This is a genomic window from Legionella anisa, from assembly GCF_001467525.1.
Lineage (GTDB): Bacteria > Pseudomonadota > Gammaproteobacteria > Legionellales > Legionellaceae > Legionella > Legionella anisa.
Genome location: NZ_LNXS01000054.1, coordinates 210,632 through 227,958, shown reverse-complemented (window position 1 = coordinate 227,958; position 17,327 = coordinate 210,632). Strand labels below are relative to the sequence as shown.

The following is a 17,327-nucleotide window of genomic DNA, read 5'->3' as shown; positions in this document are numbered from 1 at the left end:
TAGTCTATCAACAAATGGTGTACACTTCATGTAACAGAAAATGAGTTTTTGCAGAATGAACATACAAACTGAGTTTTCAAAAGAAGTGCTTAAGTTAATTAAATCAGTACCTCGAGGTAAAGTTGTAACCTATGGGGATATTGCCAGACTGGCGGGGCACTCACGAGGAGCACGTGGCGTTGGATGGCTTCTTCATTCGTGTACAATAAGTCATAATCTTCCATGGCAGCGCGTACTAAAATCCGGAGGAGTACTTTCTTTTCCAGACGGAAGCCCCCACTATTTACGGCAGAAAGAACTGTTAGAAAAAGAAGGCATTGTCATTATCAATGGTCGTGTCGATTTAAAAAAATATTCTTGGGACGTTGCCCCATAGCGATATAATATGAGCAGCAATAGGTCGGACCGTCGCTTGCTTAAAAGCTTATGATAATAAGGCTAAAATCAAGCAAAAGAGCGATATCCCATCTATTATTATCGATAGATTGTCTTTTTTTTGGAGATATCCAATGCCTACACTATCTATAGAAACTGAGGCTAATGGTAGCCCCCAAGTCAAATCAACACAAGAATTATTACCTGGCATTTATCATACTTCTGCTTTGGCGATGAGTGAAGCAGCTCAAGGAAGAGGAATAGAGGCAGAACGCGGAACTATAGAAATATTAAAAGCAACCGATAAGAGGATTTTATTCACTCATTCATTAGATTCATGTTTTCCAGCTGTATTTATATTTAAAAATGGTGATGTTGGGCTTTATCATGGTAATACTCCATTCATACAAAATATCCCAATTGGAAGTGTCCCAGGAGGAAATGGGCTGCTCGAAACGATGGAATCAGAGATTGAAGAAATACAAATTTTCGAAAAAGGAATGGCAATAAATACCGGAAAAGCATTAAAGTTCGCTCATAATTTACATGAACATTTTAAGGGGAAAGGACCAAAAATTTTAGTGCAACAAGAAAAAGATGTAAATCCTGAAGATCCTTCCTATAATTATGGAGCTGCAGCTATTTATAGATCAAAAAACGGAAAACCTATTATTCTTGTAGGCCAAAGCAAACCTTACAATGATATGGCTAAAAATCAAGAAGAATGCTTGAATAAGGAGAAGGACCGTATCACACCATATACTTTAGTGGAGTTTGATCCCAAAACAAGACCCCTCCCTACTAGAGAAGAACCTCGAGGGGAGAAAGAGCTGAAAAAACAGGAAGAACCGGAACACACCCCCAAAGCAAAACCAAGTCTAAAGCCCTCAGAAGAACCTCAGCAGCAAGAAACACAGCAAAAGATGAAAAGTGCGGTCAAGGGCATGAGGGGAGATGAAGAAAATAAACCAAAAAGGGAAGAGGGAGGCTGCTGCACTTTTCAATAATTTCCTTTATGGAATAATTGCTGGAAAAACAGTTGAGTCCTACTGCTCAACAGCAACAGCACGTATGTTGGGTTGAGTTAGGGGTATGTATAATTAATTGATGTAGCCTGGGTGCAGCGAAGCGGAACCCGGGATCAGTAAATGCTGCATTTCCCGGGTTCCGCTTCGCTGCACCCAGGCTACGTTGCTCCAAGAAGATCTTATGAGCTTCTTAAATTACATCCTTGCGTTCAAAGGTTTTGTTGTCGCGCATTTTCGCTTCATATTTTTCCCGAGCCTCATAAACACTTATATAGCAGTTATTAGGTTTATCTTCCGTAACACCAACAATAGCATCAAGAAATTCCACCAACCATTGAAATATTTTTCTCATTTGAAACCTTCCCTGTGAAAAATTGCATCCGTTCAACCATTATAGCCTTATTTCCAACACTTTTGCCAATAGCAAGCACGTGTAGAAACTGGTTGCTTGTAACTGTCTCTTAGTCACAATTTAAAATTCTTGGGGAAAAGTCAGATTTGAGTACAGGTTGGGTGAGTTGTGTATAAGATTCAGTTTGCTTGTAACCAGGATTTTACATTCAATGTAAATTAATCCTGATTGCAAATAACCAGTTACGTTAGGCTAGTGGGTTAGCCTTAAATCGTTCGCTTGCCTCTTCGGTAATTCGCTGTAAATTAGACTCTGTATCAGTGATGCCACCTAAAAGACCTGTTCTTTTTAATAGATTTGAATGCTCATGCAATATACCTTGTTCCTCTTGGGAAAATTGCATCACCCCCACCCCTTGCCTTATGAGGTCAAGGTCGACCAATAAATCCGATTTTGCCGTTTCAAAATCCGGATAGTCGTCTTCTATACTATCCAAATGACGCTCGGTTAATAATTGAATAGTATCCTCAACCTCTCTGATTTTATTAGAAATTATCGCTTCTTTTTTAGGTTTATCTTTTAGCCTTTCTTGCTCTCCCACCAATTCAGCCCTAAAATCCTCCAGTGCTCTAATCATAGATTGTGCCTGCACAGAAAAACGATCTTTCAGATCGCCCACAGTGTCTTCACGAAGGAAATAATTTGAGTTGAAGGTGCGCGTTGCGCTAAGCTCATGTCGAGGACCCAATTTAACACTATGATTCAATTTGTTTGCTTCATCATATTCATAAGCTCTTAATCTTGAACGATATTTATAGGCCTCATAAAAATCATCTGCCCAAGGATCACAAATTACAGCATTGGGCCCCCACGTTTCAGGCCTACGCGGGTCACTACGAGTGATCTCTGTTTAAGACTAAAATTTCATGATCGCCGTGTTTAATACTAAAAATTTCGGCGTTAATGTCTGGATCATGTTCTAGTATATAATCTAGTGCCTGAACTGCAAGCTCATGGCAACTGCCAAGAGCAAATTTGGATGAAAGATCAACCGTGACTCTAAATCGAATAAAGAATGGATCATCTAAAGGGTGTGCTTCAAGCCATTTGCTGACGGTTCGATCTATCTCGGTTCTGAGTGTTTCAACCCCATCATTTAACTCCTCAAACATTGCGGGTGACAGGTCATTATTTTCGAGCTGAGTACTTCCGTGTAAAATTTTTCTACGTGCATGTTTTATGGCATCTTCTGCACACGCTAACACGGTTGCACGAAAAATTTTCCTTCCTGGCATAGATCCTCCCTAGAACCACGCATGAATTCTAAATTGAGTTCCATTCTTAATTATAGATTCTTATGGGGCTTTGGGAGTAAACAGACTTTAAACATAGCCTGGTTGGCTATGTTTACTCTGTAGATCGGCACTTTATCTGTAAGATAACCCTCTCGTTTTGACGAAAGTTAATTCGTATTTATTCCTTAATCTCTTCTTTTTCCTCATTCTTTCTAAAACCTAAAAAGCTAAGTAATCGATGCCAATAAATTCTTAGTATCACCATACCTGCGGTAATAGCGCCTATAATACCCTGCAAAATCACACTTCCAGTTCCTGGATCCAAATAAGCGTACGCAGGCGAACTATTTAACAACAAAAATGTTAGTGCAGAAGTAGTCAATACACTTAATATTGAAGTATTTCTCATGTTATATCCTCCTTTAATTCGGCTTGATCTCTTTATTTTTTGTCATCAAATAAAGTATTCGTTCAGATCCTGATACTTCATTAATGCAGCTTATTGAAAAATAAGTACTAAACGCCTTTTCAAAATATTCTTTTGTGTAGTTTTCAAAAATATCTTTTCTAGATTGCAGCAAGCGTTTAACCTGACTATCTGATTTGGGCACAAACTCAATAATTAAATGCTCACCTATTTCTGCGAAAAAAGCAGCGATACGATCCAAAGGTATATTGTTTGATATTGCCAGGTGATGAATCAATGCGAGCGCCATAATACAATCCGCAGGCCCACGATCAATTAAAGAATCTCGTTCCTTGTTTGACCAGCCTAAATTTGGGGTTGGATTTGTTAACTCGAGCAAGAGAGGCAACGGTGAATGATGTTCTTGCTCTTTGATCCGACGATAATTTATTTCCACAGCTGCTGGATCAACATCAAAAGCAAGCGTTGTTGTTGCTCCCATTTCATTAGCCAAACGACTGAAATGTCCTGTATTAGCGCCGAGATCCCACACTACTTTCGGCTTAGACAATTGCAAATACTGCTTCACGATTCTGTTCTTTTCTGCAAATGATGAATCTGAATAATTTGTTGCCTGATAGTAGTCTGCCCACTCCGTTCCCTCGGGTTTCCAGTCAAGTTTTTTGATCGTGTGTCGCAAAGAGTGCAAGAGTCCAATAAATCCCTTCTTACTGAGTTGAGCTGTTTGTTGATTACCGGATCGTCGCTTAGTTTTACTCGTTTGAGAATAAAACTTCTGCATTCTCGCATGGAGATGAAGATGCATTAACAGTCCAGGATTCATCCAGGACTGTTTTGAGAGTAAAGAACTTGCCAGGTCAAGAGGAATACCATCAATATAAACTCGCAAGAGCTGCCCCAGCCTTATATCTTTTTTTGCCATTAAAACCAGCGGCGCCAGGAAGTGTTGGCAAAATTGTTTGTAGGCCGCCCAAGGCTGCCCTTCCTCATAGATTTCAAAGGAGAGTGTGTCAATGAATACAGCACGTCCCTGTTCAAACTGCAGGTTGTATGCAGAAGCATCCTTTATGGTCATACCATATTCCAGTGAGATCTCTTGTACATCAAGCGTGAGTAGCGCTGCATCCTTGAGTTGACTGAATGACCATTCATAGGGATAAGAAATAAACTGAAGCGGCATTGGACGTAAAATCTTGTAAGCCCCCTCGAAAAATGGATCTGGTTGCATTTCTGTATGTGCAATAAGCCATTTTTTATCAGTTAATTTCTTGTATAACCCTGACTGAATCAAATGATCATAATGAGGGCGATAAATTAAATTTACCTGTCTGTGAATGGTTCCTTGATGGGTAAAAATAAATCCTGATGGGTCTCTAAAAGATGCTTGATGGGGTATGTAATTGTAGTCTTCTGCACAGTGTTTCATATGTTAGGCTCTTCTTATTTCATCAATAATTATCTCTTGAGCGAAAATTCCCAGTTTACGATGGTCTAGAGATTCACTTATTTCGCTGGGGGCAGTGGGCTCGGCGATGATAAACTTAATATCCAATAATCCATTGCCTATTATTTTTGCTGGAATAGTTGCTTCGTACCAATCCAGCTCGAGCATTGTCCAGGAAGCAACTTGATGTTCATTAACTAGAACTTTGATTTGTTGGGGCTTTCTATCTTTAGTCGGAAAAGCGCTAGCATGCAGTCGCAATGATAAGGACTGCGGTTTTTCTTGCTTTATATAAAGACCTAGCCGGCTTTTAGATCCCTCGGTCCATCGATGATCTTTCTCTTGCCCAGACCAGCCTTGCTTTAAAAATTCCGCTACATTACCTTCCTGTGCGAAACTTAGGGGCGTACCTAGTTTATACTCAGCAAATTTAATTAGTTGCTTTACAGAACCCGCAGCATACTCTCGATTAAGGTTTTTCCACGATTGTATATTTCTTACATCACCATGGATAACATACTCTGACATTGGCGGAAGGTACGTTTTGTCCCAAAGCGGATCGCTCCACCTATAGAATAAGAAAGTACGTTTTTTCTTTGCATCTACTTTTGATAAACGATCAGTTCCACATGGAAACTTACCATCACTCCAGGAAAGAATACATACGATATCAGCCAAGTGAAGTGATTTATTTGAATAAGTGAGAGGAGTGATCGACGTGTTTGGCTTATATAAAAAAAGCGGACGCGCTGCACCGAGTGCACCAGTATCTATCCCGTCATCTAATGCCTTTGCAGAACCATGAGCATCCGCTGGCCAAAATCCCTTCCCGTGATCTCCGATAACCAAAATCTCAGCAGGGTCATAAATACCTAATTTCTGAAGCAATTCAAGATTGCTGCGCAAAAATCGCAAAACTCCTCGTGCATGACGCACATAAGATTCCCTTGTGTGAGGCATGTCTTTTTCATATTTTAAAAATTCATTAACCAGGTAAGGAGGATGAACACCCGAATAATGATACACTTTGAACTCACCTCGATTATTGGAATTAACCTCGGCGTTTTTTTCGAGCGCTTTCAAAAAGCGCAAATCATCACCAATGAAATCTAAACGGAGCCACTTATATTTATCATAAAATTCAGACTTTAGTTTGGTTGGTACAGATCGAAATAGACTGCCAGTCAGCAATAATAACAATTGATTCTTACTAATCCCTACCCAGGTTTTGTCCCCAAGAGACACCATGAATGCTTTTTTGGCTCGAATCCCCTCAAACTGTGTACTTGAAATAATTGAAATAATACTGGCTCCATATCCTTTCTCAGTATGATAATCCGCCAAATTTAGGGTTGAATAGTTTGCTTTCGTCCAATCCTTCATAGGAATTTCATTTTTGTAAAATTGACCCGTCAGAATTAATGGTAAAGAAGCAATTGTGCTTGGATAACCACCAACTGTGTTTGGATAAAAAGTGAAGCCGCGCAAAAAGGCCACTTCCTCAGGCCAAGTCTGTGCTATCTCATTAAAAATATCAGATTGAAAAGTATCCAGGATGATCAGGAGCTTATTATTCTTCTTGTGGAAGGAAAAAAGACTCTTTGCAGCAGCTTGGTCATTATTTTTCTTAGGATGGTAGTCCGAACTCATCCAGGCAGTAACTAGAGAGAGCGCTCCTAGCAGCAAGCTGCCTTGTGCTAGAATAAATAACTTATTTTTTGAACGAAAAGAGAGAGTGATGACAGCACTAATTAGAAAAAACCAGACGAGCAACTCTACATGAGCTTGGGTACTCCATTTACTCCAGTTGATTCCATTTCCATCTAACGGACCAAAATCCCACGCAAAAAGTTGACTTTGCACCCAGGCAGACAAGGCAAGTCCCACCAACAACCCTGAACTAATTGCATAAAGCACCGGCCACCGGGAAATTGCCAGTAATAACCCAAGTAAAATTACTGTAGCACCAATAAAAAGAAATACAAGCGGCGGAATCGTATCTGCAAGATTCGTCGTAAATTCAGAATGGTTTCCAAAATAAAAAACAAGCGGAGATACCAAGAAAATAATAAGCGGCAAGCTTAGTGCAAAAATTACTGATCGTTTTAAATCCATTTATTTTATTGTCCATCTTCACATACATTTGGGGTTTTGATGTGAGTATGATGTATGGATAAACTAGAAAAAAATAAGGGCTATCTATCCATTCATTTTTATTAAATACCCACTTCAATGTGTCCCTTCAAATAAATCAAATTTTGCCATACTGCACCAGAAAAACTGATATTGGAAAATCTCCTAAACTCTGATCAGCAATTATTCTCAGTCATTGGCTTATCGTTGATTTAGAGTAACTGTTAATAAACACGAGCAAACAGCTATGAGATTTTCAGCAATGTAGCACATGGAGGATAAACAATTTTTATGAAACCTGCAATCATAAAAAGGAACTGCCACCAATGTTGAAAAAATAACTCAGATTGCAGACTTTTACAAAACAAAGTTTCTAGAAAAAAAGAAATTTGGGTTTAATATCAAAAAAACATAAAATCGTCATTTGCTCGCACCCAGGATTTATTAAACGTAACAACACAAGCAGGAGAAGGTTCTGTAAGGCAGGATCTCTCGACCGAACGTCTTATAGTGAGAATCTTTATGGAAATGAAAAGCGAATACAGTTTTATCGGAGAAATTGAAAACCCTTCAATTTATAATATTACTCTATCTCAGGAGCAATTAAATGCAGTGAATGAGATAATTCTAAATGATTTATCCCGACATCCCGCTGAAGCGATTCTTAAAAGAAAAGATCCTGCGACTTATGGGCAAATTCCTTACACGCTTCTAAAGACGTCAAGCCAAAACTATTTTCTCATGGGATGGAGGCAAAGAAACGGCAATGAAAATGCTTTTTTTGGACGCGGAATAAATTGTAAATGTGTTAAAGGTGCGGTGCTTCTTAGGAAAGCAGATAATTATATTATTTCAAATGAAATTTATGCCATTAAAATCGTTGAAGAACCTAAAAACATAATTGTTAGAGATAAACTCACACATGAAAAAGAAATATTTAAAGAGGTTTATGGTTTTGGCGAATTAATTCATCGAAATAATAAATATTATTTAATAATGCCTAAAATGCCAGGTATTCTCATAAGTAAGCTAGATTATGCTCATATGAGTATCGAAGAATTAATCAATCTTCTTTGCTCAATTTTTGGTGCACTCTCAATGCTTCATGCAAAAGGCATTTTCCATCAGGATTTCAAAATTGATAATCTGATCTATGATGGAAAAAGCAACACAACTTATCTTATTGATTTTGAATTTAGTGCGAAAGAACCCAAATTACAATTTAGATATGATCTAAGTGACTCGGTACAAGCAGCCACAGATGTTATTAATGAGTATGCAAAGGCACATTCAATTCCCAAGGAGGAATGTGGGGGAGTTTATTGGAATATAAAAAAGGTGATTTGTCAGCTATTTGACCTTCCCCTTAAAAAAATGAAAGGGGTAGATGATCCTATTTATAAAAATGTACGCGCGCTATTTGAGAATGCTCTTGAACCCATATCCTCCAGAACAAAATCTAATGACCCAATATTTAATCTCTAATAAAAAATCAGGGACAAAGGGGAAATGTGGAAAAAATGCAAAAAACAAAAAATTGAAGACTGTGAAGAAGAACAATTTAAGCTTGGTATATCAATCACATAACTTCTAAATTTTGCTATAATAAGCTAAGGCGCGACACTGAAAAAGGAAAAGCAGGCCATGGAAAACGCAGAATCAATCAATCGTTACAAAATTGATGTAATGGATGCAATATATAATCGAAGAGCAGTCCGTAATTATTTACCTCAAAAAGTCGACTCAGAGATTATTCAGCAGCTCCTGGATGCGGCAATACATGCTCCGTCAGCGCTGCATGAAGAATCCAGAGGATTTGTAGTAATTCAGAATAAATCTTTATTAGATCGTATTTCAGAAAGTGCCAAGCTGTTAACAATGAAAGATAAAAAGAAAAATATAGACTTACAAGAAGAGCATGTTTTGCAAGTAGTGCAACAAAAAGAATTCAATGTATTTTATAATGCGCATACTTTAATTGTGATATACAGTACTTTTAAAGGGCAATTTGTCAGCGCTGACTGCTGGTTAGCTGCTGAAAATTTAATGCTTGCTGCGCTTACTTATGGTCTATCTTCCTGTGTTGTTGGGTTTGCAGTCCCAGCATTAAATTTACCAGAATGGAAAAAAGAGCTGGAGATACCTAAAGAAATGACTGCTGTAGCTCCAATTATTCTTGGTTGGCCATCAGAACATACATTACCCACCTCTCATAAGCCACCTCTAATTCTAAAGTGGAGGTAATGATTAATAAAATATGGTTTTTAATTCTTCAATATACAACTGCATTTTATAGTGTGGCACTGGATGCCAAGAGGCTATAAATTCGTCAACAATTTTAAAACCAGCCTTTTTATAAACATACACTGCACGCTCATTAGTTACCTCTGGATCAATAAGTACTACTTTGGCATCAGAAAATTGGCTTAAGATAAATTCATGAATCATCTGTACTGACAATCCCTTACCGATATAATCCAATCTGCAAATGAATAAATCTAATGTAATCGCACCATAAGGATATTCTTCTGATTTCTCTATTTCAGAAGTGATTAAATAAGCGAAGGGGATTTCATTATCATAGGCTATCCAATGAGTAGCCCACGGCTCTCCCTCATTTAAAAATTGATCAATGTCTTTAATCGTATTACTTAGACCATCCCCATGAAGCCATTCATTGATATGTGGCTGATGAATCCACTCCAGAACTAGTTCATGTTGGGATTTATTCATTGGTTTGAAACAAAAACGAAACTCATTCGGAAAAGCTTTAATCATCTAAATAATACTCAAATAACGGGGCATTTATTTTTGAATTATATCACTTATGCGTAGATTTGGTCAGGTCGTGCTTTTTTACCTACTGCCTAGAAATTGGTAAAGCAACATGCTTAAAAGGATGTTGAGTCAAAATAACCCAACCTCCCCCGCTAATTACAATGGCCACAAAAGGTATTGATATCCATATTACTTCCGCAAAATATAATCCCTACCCTTTTTCCATGAAGCTCATTTTTTAAAGGGTTTAGACATGCAGCAATGCCAGCTGCACAAGCTGGCTCAACCATCATTTTAAGTTCTTCTGCAATTAATTTCATTGCAGTAATAAGTTCCTGATCACTAACGGTTACTAATTTATCAACATTCATTTTGCATAAATGGAAACTATATGGTTCTGCTTTAGGGGCACCCAGGCTATCCGCAATGGTTTGAATTTTATTAATAGCCATTGGTTTATTTGCTTTGAAACTTCGACTCATTGTATCTGCCCCTTCTGGCTCAACTCCGTAAATTTTACAGGATGGTTGTGCTTGACTGAATGCATTTGAAACCCCTGCACATAAGCCACCTCCTCCTATAGCGACAACAACAGCATCTAATCCTTTAGTTTGTTCCGCGAACTCCAAGCCCAATGTAGCCGTTCCCAATGCAGTATGATAGCCTTCAAATGGATGAATAAAGGCTCGAGACTCCTGCTTTGCGATTTCTTGAACCATGTTAAAGCCTTCATTAATGGTGTCACAATAAATTATTTCGGCGCCATAAGATTGACAACGTTGAACTCGAAATGTGTTAGCTGTTTTTGGAATAACAACTTTCGCATTAATACCTAATTTTTTTGCAGCATATGCTACTGCAATTGCATGATTACCAGCACTTATAGCAGTCACTCCATTTTTTAATTCGCTATTCTTTAGAGCCATCATATTTAATAAGGCGCCACGAAGTTTAAAACAACCACCATATTGGAGTGTTTCAAGCTTGAGAAATAATTCGGTATTCTTCCCAAAAAGATTATCTTTTTCTTGCCCTCTCCATTCCCAAACAGGAGTTAGCAAAATTTTATCATCCAGTAGATTTCTGGCTTCACGAATTTCATTTAGATTTGGAACTTTGATTTCTTCAGTCATAAATATTGATGCCTTACGTTAGAGTTACTTTCACTTTCATACTAAGTCTAATTCAAATAAGTGCAGTTGCTTACCTTCGTAGATCTGCTCTTGTTTCAATTTGATTCCTATGCCTAACAATCTTACCGGCATACGTTTCCTAAAAAAACCTTCGTGCACGAGTTAAGATAAAATGAACTGGTACCCGATTCAACTATCCGGAAATTCCGGATGGTTCAACAAGAAGGAAAATGAAAAATCGGTCATCCGACAGGACAACTCCCTCTTCCAAGTACGGTTTAAAAAATTTAAAAAAATTCGTTCTCCTATTGTTAAATTATTCTCACTGTGTAATAATTCAACAATATGTTCGCAAAAATGTTTTTTACATGACTCTTTTATTTTTCCAGGCTTTAAATCGAGCTTCCAACAACTTAGGAATTAGCACCGCTAATCCGGAGCTAGTTATTAGTAAGAAGCCTCAAGTTGAAGCTCCAAATAGAAAAATGTATGAGCGGAACATAGATAACAGCATGACTCTTTCTTCTCGAGAAAGACATTTATTTCAATTCCCATCTTTGGATGTTATTGACATCGTTAGAATCGCTACAACTCCTCCCGACCCCCAAACGTTCAAGTCTTTTCTCTAGTCTGAGATTAGCTAAGTCTCAACTGGAATATATTCTGTTGAGAGTCACGTACATTACTTAAGACAGCATAGCCAGTGGTCTTTTTTAAAGAGGTCACTGTTTCTGCAAAGTCAATTTTTTCATATAGCGTGTAACGTTCTCTCACTATTAAAGAATAACAACTGTATCAATATCGTAGCAAAACGATTTAAACATACAGTCAGTTAGGTTGATAAGATGAAAATGCAACGTAGTGTAAAAGGCGAACGGTACCTTTATATGGGTCTTAATCTTTTCTTAATATTCGATTAATAGCTCTTGTTTATATACAAAGTATCCAAATTTTTAACAAATTACTTGTTTACAAACTGACTATTAACGGGATTCATATGAAAGATAAAGAGCAGAGAAACAAATTATTAAAAAAATGTATTGAGATTAAAGATTCAATTAATCAAAAAATTCCTTTGGCAGCGAATCGATATGAAGAGTTTGAACAGATTGAGCGCATCAAAATACAAGCGTATGAACAGGCCAGAAGAGCTAATACTCCTGAAGAGGAGCAATTAGAATCATGCATATACGAAATGGAATATCTTGATGCCCATGATAAGAAACATGAAGCGTATGAAGTCTATGTAAAACAAAAGCAAATCGAGCACTATATTTTTGAGTTCATTAATGAGAGTTTTAAGGAATTTTGTCTCGATAAGCAGGTAAAATCGCCGCTCAATCTAAACAATAATCAGAAGCAAAGTTTCAAGCAGATTATCCTCAAACAATCTTCGATTTTGTGTGAAAAAATTGTAAGAGCACAAAAACTGCTGGGAAGAGGAAGCAGCGATATTAACATCACTGAAATGGAAGACTATCTTGAAAAACATGCCGATTATTTCATCCACATTTTAGGCCAAGGAGAAGAATTAACGATTACCGATAAAGAATTAGCTTATCGGTTTAAAAAAACTCTTGAATTGGTTGAACATCGAGATGCCTCTCAAAAGCAATTTAACCGAGAAAATGCTCTGCTTTTTCAAAGGGGGGGTGATAAAAAGGTTATAGAAACAATCCAAAAATCAAAAATATTTGCAAACGCAGAATATTTTGATAAACCAGAAATCAGTACGGGTTTTTGTGAGGAACATACCGTCATTGCTCTTAAAAGATTATATGATGAATATTTAATTGATAGTGATACCATCGTTGAGAAAATTACTATTGATTACTTTGATGATGATGGCAACCCGGAAGATGGCCACACGTTTTTGGTCATTGACCGTAATCCCGATAGTCCTCTCAATGACATCAGCCAATGGGGGGGGATCCTTTTAGACCCATGGAATGGGATAGCCTGTCTTACAGAGGACTATCATTCCTTACCTTATTTTTATATTTCCTATCCGGAAGGGGCAACCTGGGAATCCATCCAATTTACGGATGCTGATTATGATCTACGCTCTAAGATCCGAGACGCGAACAAATATTATCAGATGACAGGGAACGGTGACATAGAAAAACGTAGACCGCTGCTGATGGAAGAGCATCAGTTGCATTCGTTGGATGAAGCAGGATTCGAAGATACCAAGGCCTTTCTTGCTGAACTGGTTAATAAATTACGTCCCGATAATTTCAAAGAACCTATTGAAATTTTTATTACAACGACAGGCGATAAATTGGTTAATTCGCTGGCCGGATTTACTAAACCCGCGATTGTCATTCACAGCGATTTTCTTAAGCAAATGCAAAATGGCGTTTATACGGTTGAAGAATTAGAGTTCGCGTTAGCCAATGAGTTACTTTACATGAAACACGAAGGTGTTGGAATTTATTATGAGATTTCAGCCAATGAGCAATTCAAACTCGATAAATTAACGATTGAACAATGCCATAATACTCAAGCAGGTATTAGTTACTTAAGAAAAAGCATTAACTTTCAAGAGCAACACAAATGGGATGTTAGTCATGTCCATAAATCATATTTGGTTCATGATTATCGACAAGTGGCATTAGCGGATTATCATCAACGTATAAAAAATTTGTTAACCTGGTTGGCCATCAAAGAAAATGAACGCGATGAGAAGCAACAAACGTCTTTACCAAATACTATTTTAAAAGCTGTTGCTCCGATTCACCGAGAAGTCTTCTTTAAAAATGAATGTGATGCATGTGAGAGTACCGTAGCGAAACTCAAATTTTTAGAGTCCAAATTAGCAGAGCTAACGGTTGAATTATTACCTTATGAAGTAACCTCTAGTATTGGAATTAAGGTCAGGGATTTCTGTCGGATTTTGTATGCGATGGACATTAATTTGAACGATGCGGAAGTGAAAAAAGCAGCGGAAGAGTTGATTGAACGGGCTTTTGAGTTGCGAATCCCAGCCTTTGAACGTGTTTATCTGGCTCTTGTTCATCAACCTTTCACGCGTCAAAATTATTTGAATGATAACGTCCGGGTACCCCAACTTGGACTTTTTAAGGTCATGAACAATGCATTTGATGCGTTTGTCAAAGCAAAAAGCTTTGAGGAAGCGAAAGAGGCGGCGGAGACACTCAAAGCGTTACAAGAAAAATACTTAGGTCATCTTAACCAGTCGCGTGCTCGGGCAAAAGTTCATACCTATCAATTTGAGCAAGAGCATCAACGCATGCCTGTCGGAAATGAGCGATTTTTTGGTTCAATTATTGGTGAGCACATTGAGTGGAATACTTTTGCACCACAGGATAATGTTACTGAGGTGCCTTGGTCGAGTCATCTTGAATGGGCAAAAAAAGATGAGCGCTTTATTATTGCTGAGACATTATGGCGCCTTGGCATAACTAGCGATCAAAACTTATGGCTTTTATTACCTGAAAAAAGACTATTATCTTTCGCCCTTAATTATCGTGAATACAAACCGATTACTAAATTGCCTCGACAGTTTGCTGCATACAGTAGTAGTGATTATTATGAAGCGATATTGGCATTTTTATCTGATAATGTGATTCAGAAATTTAATGTCAACTTCGAGATGTTTTTTAGTGAGGACTCTTTTGAAAATAAATTCAAGCAGTATTATGATTTGAATTGGCCTGTATTAATCAAACCTTCAGAAAATGAGACTCGCAATATTGACAACCTAGCCATTCAATTTTTGCTTGCTGAATTTACCAATATAGCCATGAATGGGACTCCAGAAGAGAAAGCCGTTGTGAAAAGCTTTTTCCTAGGGCGAGAAGATAAACGAGATCTGGAGCACCTGCAACAGGTTTCTAATGAAATGAAATCGAAATTACATTATAACACTCCCTATGTTCAATTTTTTATTAATCAGCAATTTCAGGACAAAAAATTTGATTTATTTACCACGGAAGAACAACTGAAATTAGTTAGTACTATCTCAATGTATTTTCATGAGATTCCGCCTCAGGTATTTATTCAGATTTTTCGCTTGCCTTTTGAATCACTCAGTCTTGAGTGTTTGGAACAGTTACTCCCTTTAACTATTAAAATAGATGATGATTGGGGGCGGAGATATTCTATTGCACCTAGCTTTTTTAAGGAGCATATCAAACAATATGGAAATTATGAGGTATTAACCAAAGAAACAATAGCCTTACTGAAACTCGCTATTCAGTTTGTGCCTAATCCTGTTGATCGTGCCGACATATTTAAATCATTCCTCTGGAGTTTACCTCAAGAAGCCAGTGGCACAAACCATTTAACATCGAATGATTTAATTCTTATTTATCGTATGTTTGATTCACAACTGATATTTCCCTCCACCGAGGTGCAAGAGCATTTTGCTCGGCTGGTTATCGAGCGGATAAAAGGGATCCCTGAGCGCGATGAGCGTATCCAAGCATTGGAAGATCTTCTCTTCGTGGAGAATGCAATCAGTCTACCGATTAGCTATATTTCCCTGCGTAATGAAGCCATTGAACAGTTAGTCAAAGACCTAAGAGATAAATATGGTCAGGATGACCAATCTCAGGAATATAAAGAAAAGATGATTGCCGTGATTAATCGTCTGTATAAAAATATGGCAAAAAGAGATGTCACTTTAATGCTTTCACGATTGGCCAATGCCATCGAATCTCAGTGGGAAGTAACTGAACATTTAGGTATTTTGTTAGAGCCTGATAAATATTTATCGACTAATCAACAGGAAAAGATCGATTTTTCTATTAGCAGCCTCGCTGCAGCTTCTCGGAAACTAAGCGAAGACAAGAACGACATAAAGGAATTTTTGGACTTCATTTCCTCTCCTATCAGTCGTCAAACAACAGATAAATTTTCCAGTTATTTATTAAACCATAATAAAATAAACGACCTGGCAAAACTCTTAGGCTACAGTGATAATTTGGCAGAAATTGAAAAAGAAAAGCCAGGAACTATTGCGTTAATGTTAAGAACTCTTTACGCGCAGTTCTGGGATGTGAGCCTGGAAGAGCGAGCGGTTATTGTGGATCACTTGCTTATTCCTGCCAATAAAGTAAAAACCGCTGATGAGATGGAAGATGCCTACGAAGAAGCCTTTTCCTACGTTGCTCATAAATTATTCCCGCATGCCGAAACAGATAAAGAGGAAAATTTTGCTTACTCCTTGCTAAAAGCTTATCTGGACACAGCAGATAAATACATTCGCAGCCATTTGTTAGCAGGAATGTTAGTAGCAACCAATCAGTCGCATGAGGCTGGGCAATCACCTAGTGCGGGTAAAAAATTAGCCATGTTATGTGAACACATGGGGCCTGCCTATGTCAAACTGGCTCAGGCAGTTCATAGTCATCCGAATACACCTGAGCATATTCGCCGCGATCTGGATCATTTGAAGGGACGAGCGAACCCACCTCATCGTTGGCAATTATGGCCGCTCTTGCGCGAAGTGGTTTCTCGTGACGATCGCAAAATGATTAAACGTATCGGAGCTCTTTTAGGCTCGGCCTCTTATAACTTAGCTCTGGAAGCAGAGTTAGAAAATGGGCAGGACGTGGTGCTCTTGATGTTGCGTGAAAATGCAGCAAAAAATGCGCAAGAAGGTTTTATGCATTTGCAAAGGACCATTGAGTCTTGCTCGCATGTCGATATGAAACCCGTTCGGGAGAGCATTTTATCGATTATCAGTGAAGCCAAAGAACTGTCGAAAATTGAAATGGACAGAAAGTTAAGTGAGCAGCAAAACCAGATTGCAGCCAAGCTATACGCTCGTTCTATCACAGTGAAAGTTAATGATAAACCACATACTTTTACCATGAATCCGGCTCATTTGATTAAAAGTGGCGAAGGCTATCGATTCATTGAACGTATGTATGGATCCGAATTTAATGAACTTCCTAACCAAACTCCGGAAGACAAGGAAATTCGCCGAGCCATTGCTAAAGCAATCATCACGGTGGAACTCATTAACATTCTTCAGGGTGGTTGTTTTGATTCCGACCGCCATGGTAATCAATTGCGCCATCAGAACCATCAGCTGGGATTATATGATTTTGGTGAAATGTCTTTGCAACCGCCCAATGAGGTGGAGTTAAAGCAATTAGCGAACGTCCTGTCTGATATCCCCCAAGCGGCTATAAAAAACAAGCTGTTTAATAGCAGCTTTGATCTGCTGTTAACAAAGCATATCCGAAAAGCGCTTGAAGTGGGTGAGCCGACCAGCTATTTAATGCGAGTACGTAAAGGACTTTTGGCCTTGCGAGATTTCCAAAAAGAATTATCAACTGAAGAACTAATGGATGTGTTGAAACAGGTTAATGCCAGTGAAGCCATCCATC

At 38.1% G+C, this 17,327-nt stretch carries 14 protein-coding genes and 1 pseudogene; 6 read left to right on the top strand and 9 right to left on the bottom strand.

Features of this window, described 5'->3' with window-relative positions; translation table 11 throughout:
• Positions 1-55: 55 nt before the first annotated feature.
• A complete protein-coding gene (locus Lani_RS17445; RefSeq protein ID WP_019235497.1) occupies positions 56-376 on the top strand; it encodes an MGMT family protein in 321 nt (106 codons plus the stop codon).
• Between the two features lie 133 nt (positions 377-509).
• Positions 510-1,382, top strand: a complete 873-nt coding sequence (locus Lani_RS17440; RefSeq protein WP_019235498.1) for a hypothetical protein — start codon at positions 510-512, stop codon at positions 1,380-1,382.
• Positions 1,383-1,593: 211 nt separating this feature from the next.
• On the opposite strand, the gene Lani_RS20555 is transcribed toward Lani_RS17440, so the two are convergent.
• The 6 genes from Lani_RS20555 to Lani_RS17415 form a co-directional block, all read right to left on the bottom strand.
• Entirely contained in the window at positions 1,594-1,755 is a 162-nt protein-coding gene (locus Lani_RS20555; RefSeq protein WP_019235499.1) for a hypothetical protein, read from the bottom strand.
• Positions 1,756-2,002: 247 nt separating this feature from the next.
• Positions 2,003-2,521 carry a hypothetical protein gene (locus Lani_RS17435; RefSeq protein ID WP_019235500.1) on the bottom strand — a complete coding sequence of 173 codons (519 nt, stop codon included), beginning with the start codon at positions 2,519-2,521 and terminating at the stop codon, positions 2,003-2,005.
• 127 nt (positions 2,522-2,648) lie between these two features.
• A complete protein-coding gene (locus Lani_RS17430) occupies positions 2,649-3,050 on the bottom strand; it encodes a hypothetical protein (protein ID WP_019235501.1) in 402 nt (133 codons plus the stop codon).
• Positions 3,051-3,228: 178 nt separating this feature from the next.
• A complete protein-coding gene (locus tag Lani_RS17425) occupies positions 3,229-3,459 on the bottom strand; it encodes a hypothetical protein (protein ID WP_019235502.1) in 231 nt (76 codons plus the stop codon).
• Positions 3,460-3,472: 13 nt separating this feature from the next.
• On the bottom strand, positions 3,473-4,903 hold the full coding sequence (locus Lani_RS17420) for a class I SAM-dependent methyltransferase (RefSeq protein ID WP_019235503.1): 1,431 nt from the start codon (positions 4,901-4,903) through the stop codon (positions 3,473-3,475).
• A gap of 3 nt (positions 4,904-4,906) precedes the next feature.
• Complete coding sequence (locus Lani_RS17415; RefSeq protein ID WP_019235504.1) at positions 4,907-7,036, bottom strand: sulfatase-like hydrolase/transferase; 2,130 nt, start codon at positions 7,034-7,036, stop codon at positions 4,907-4,909.
• Positions 7,037-7,576: 540 nt separating this feature from the next.
• On the opposite strand from Lani_RS17415, the gene Lani_RS17410 reads away from it, so the two are divergent.
• Positions 7,577-8,539, top strand: coding sequence for a protein kinase domain-containing protein (locus Lani_RS17410; protein ID WP_019235505.1), 963 nt, complete (start codon positions 7,577-7,579; stop codon positions 8,537-8,539).
• Between the two features lie 159 nt (positions 8,540-8,698).
• Positions 8,699-9,298, top strand: a complete 600-nt coding sequence (locus tag Lani_RS17405; RefSeq protein ID WP_019235506.1) for a nitroreductase family protein — start codon at positions 8,699-8,701, stop codon at positions 9,296-9,298.
• Between the two features lie 3 nt (positions 9,299-9,301).
• Here the strand turns inward: Lani_RS17405 and Lani_RS17400 are convergent, their stop codons facing one another.
• From Lani_RS17400 to Lani_RS21115, 3 genes and pseudogenes are all read right to left on the bottom strand, one after another.
• Positions 9,302-9,832: a GNAT family N-acetyltransferase gene (locus tag Lani_RS17400; RefSeq protein ID WP_019235507.1), complete on the bottom strand. Its 531-nt coding sequence runs from the start codon at positions 9,830-9,832 to the stop codon at positions 9,302-9,304.
• Between the two features lie 152 nt (positions 9,833-9,984).
• On the bottom strand, positions 9,985-10,965 hold the full coding sequence (locus Lani_RS17395; RefSeq protein ID WP_019235508.1) for a threonine ammonia-lyase: 981 nt from the start codon (positions 10,963-10,965) through the stop codon (positions 9,985-9,987).
• Positions 10,966-11,001: 36 nt separating this feature from the next.
• A pseudogene (locus tag Lani_RS21115) lies at positions 11,002-11,127 on the bottom strand (DNA polymerase IV); the annotation flags it as partial.
• Between the two features lie 206 nt (positions 11,128-11,333).
• Here Lani_RS21115 and Lani_RS17390 point away from each other — a divergent pair.
• Both Lani_RS17390 and Lani_RS17385 read left to right on the top strand, forming a co-directional pair.
• Complete coding sequence (locus tag Lani_RS17390) at positions 11,334-11,594, top strand: hypothetical protein (RefSeq protein WP_127908244.1); 261 nt, start codon at positions 11,334-11,336, stop codon at positions 11,592-11,594.
• Positions 11,595-11,962: 368 nt separating this feature from the next.
• A partial coding sequence (locus Lani_RS17385) for a hypothetical protein (protein ID WP_040523451.1) occupies positions 11,963-17,327 on the top strand: 5,365 nt, incomplete at its 3' end.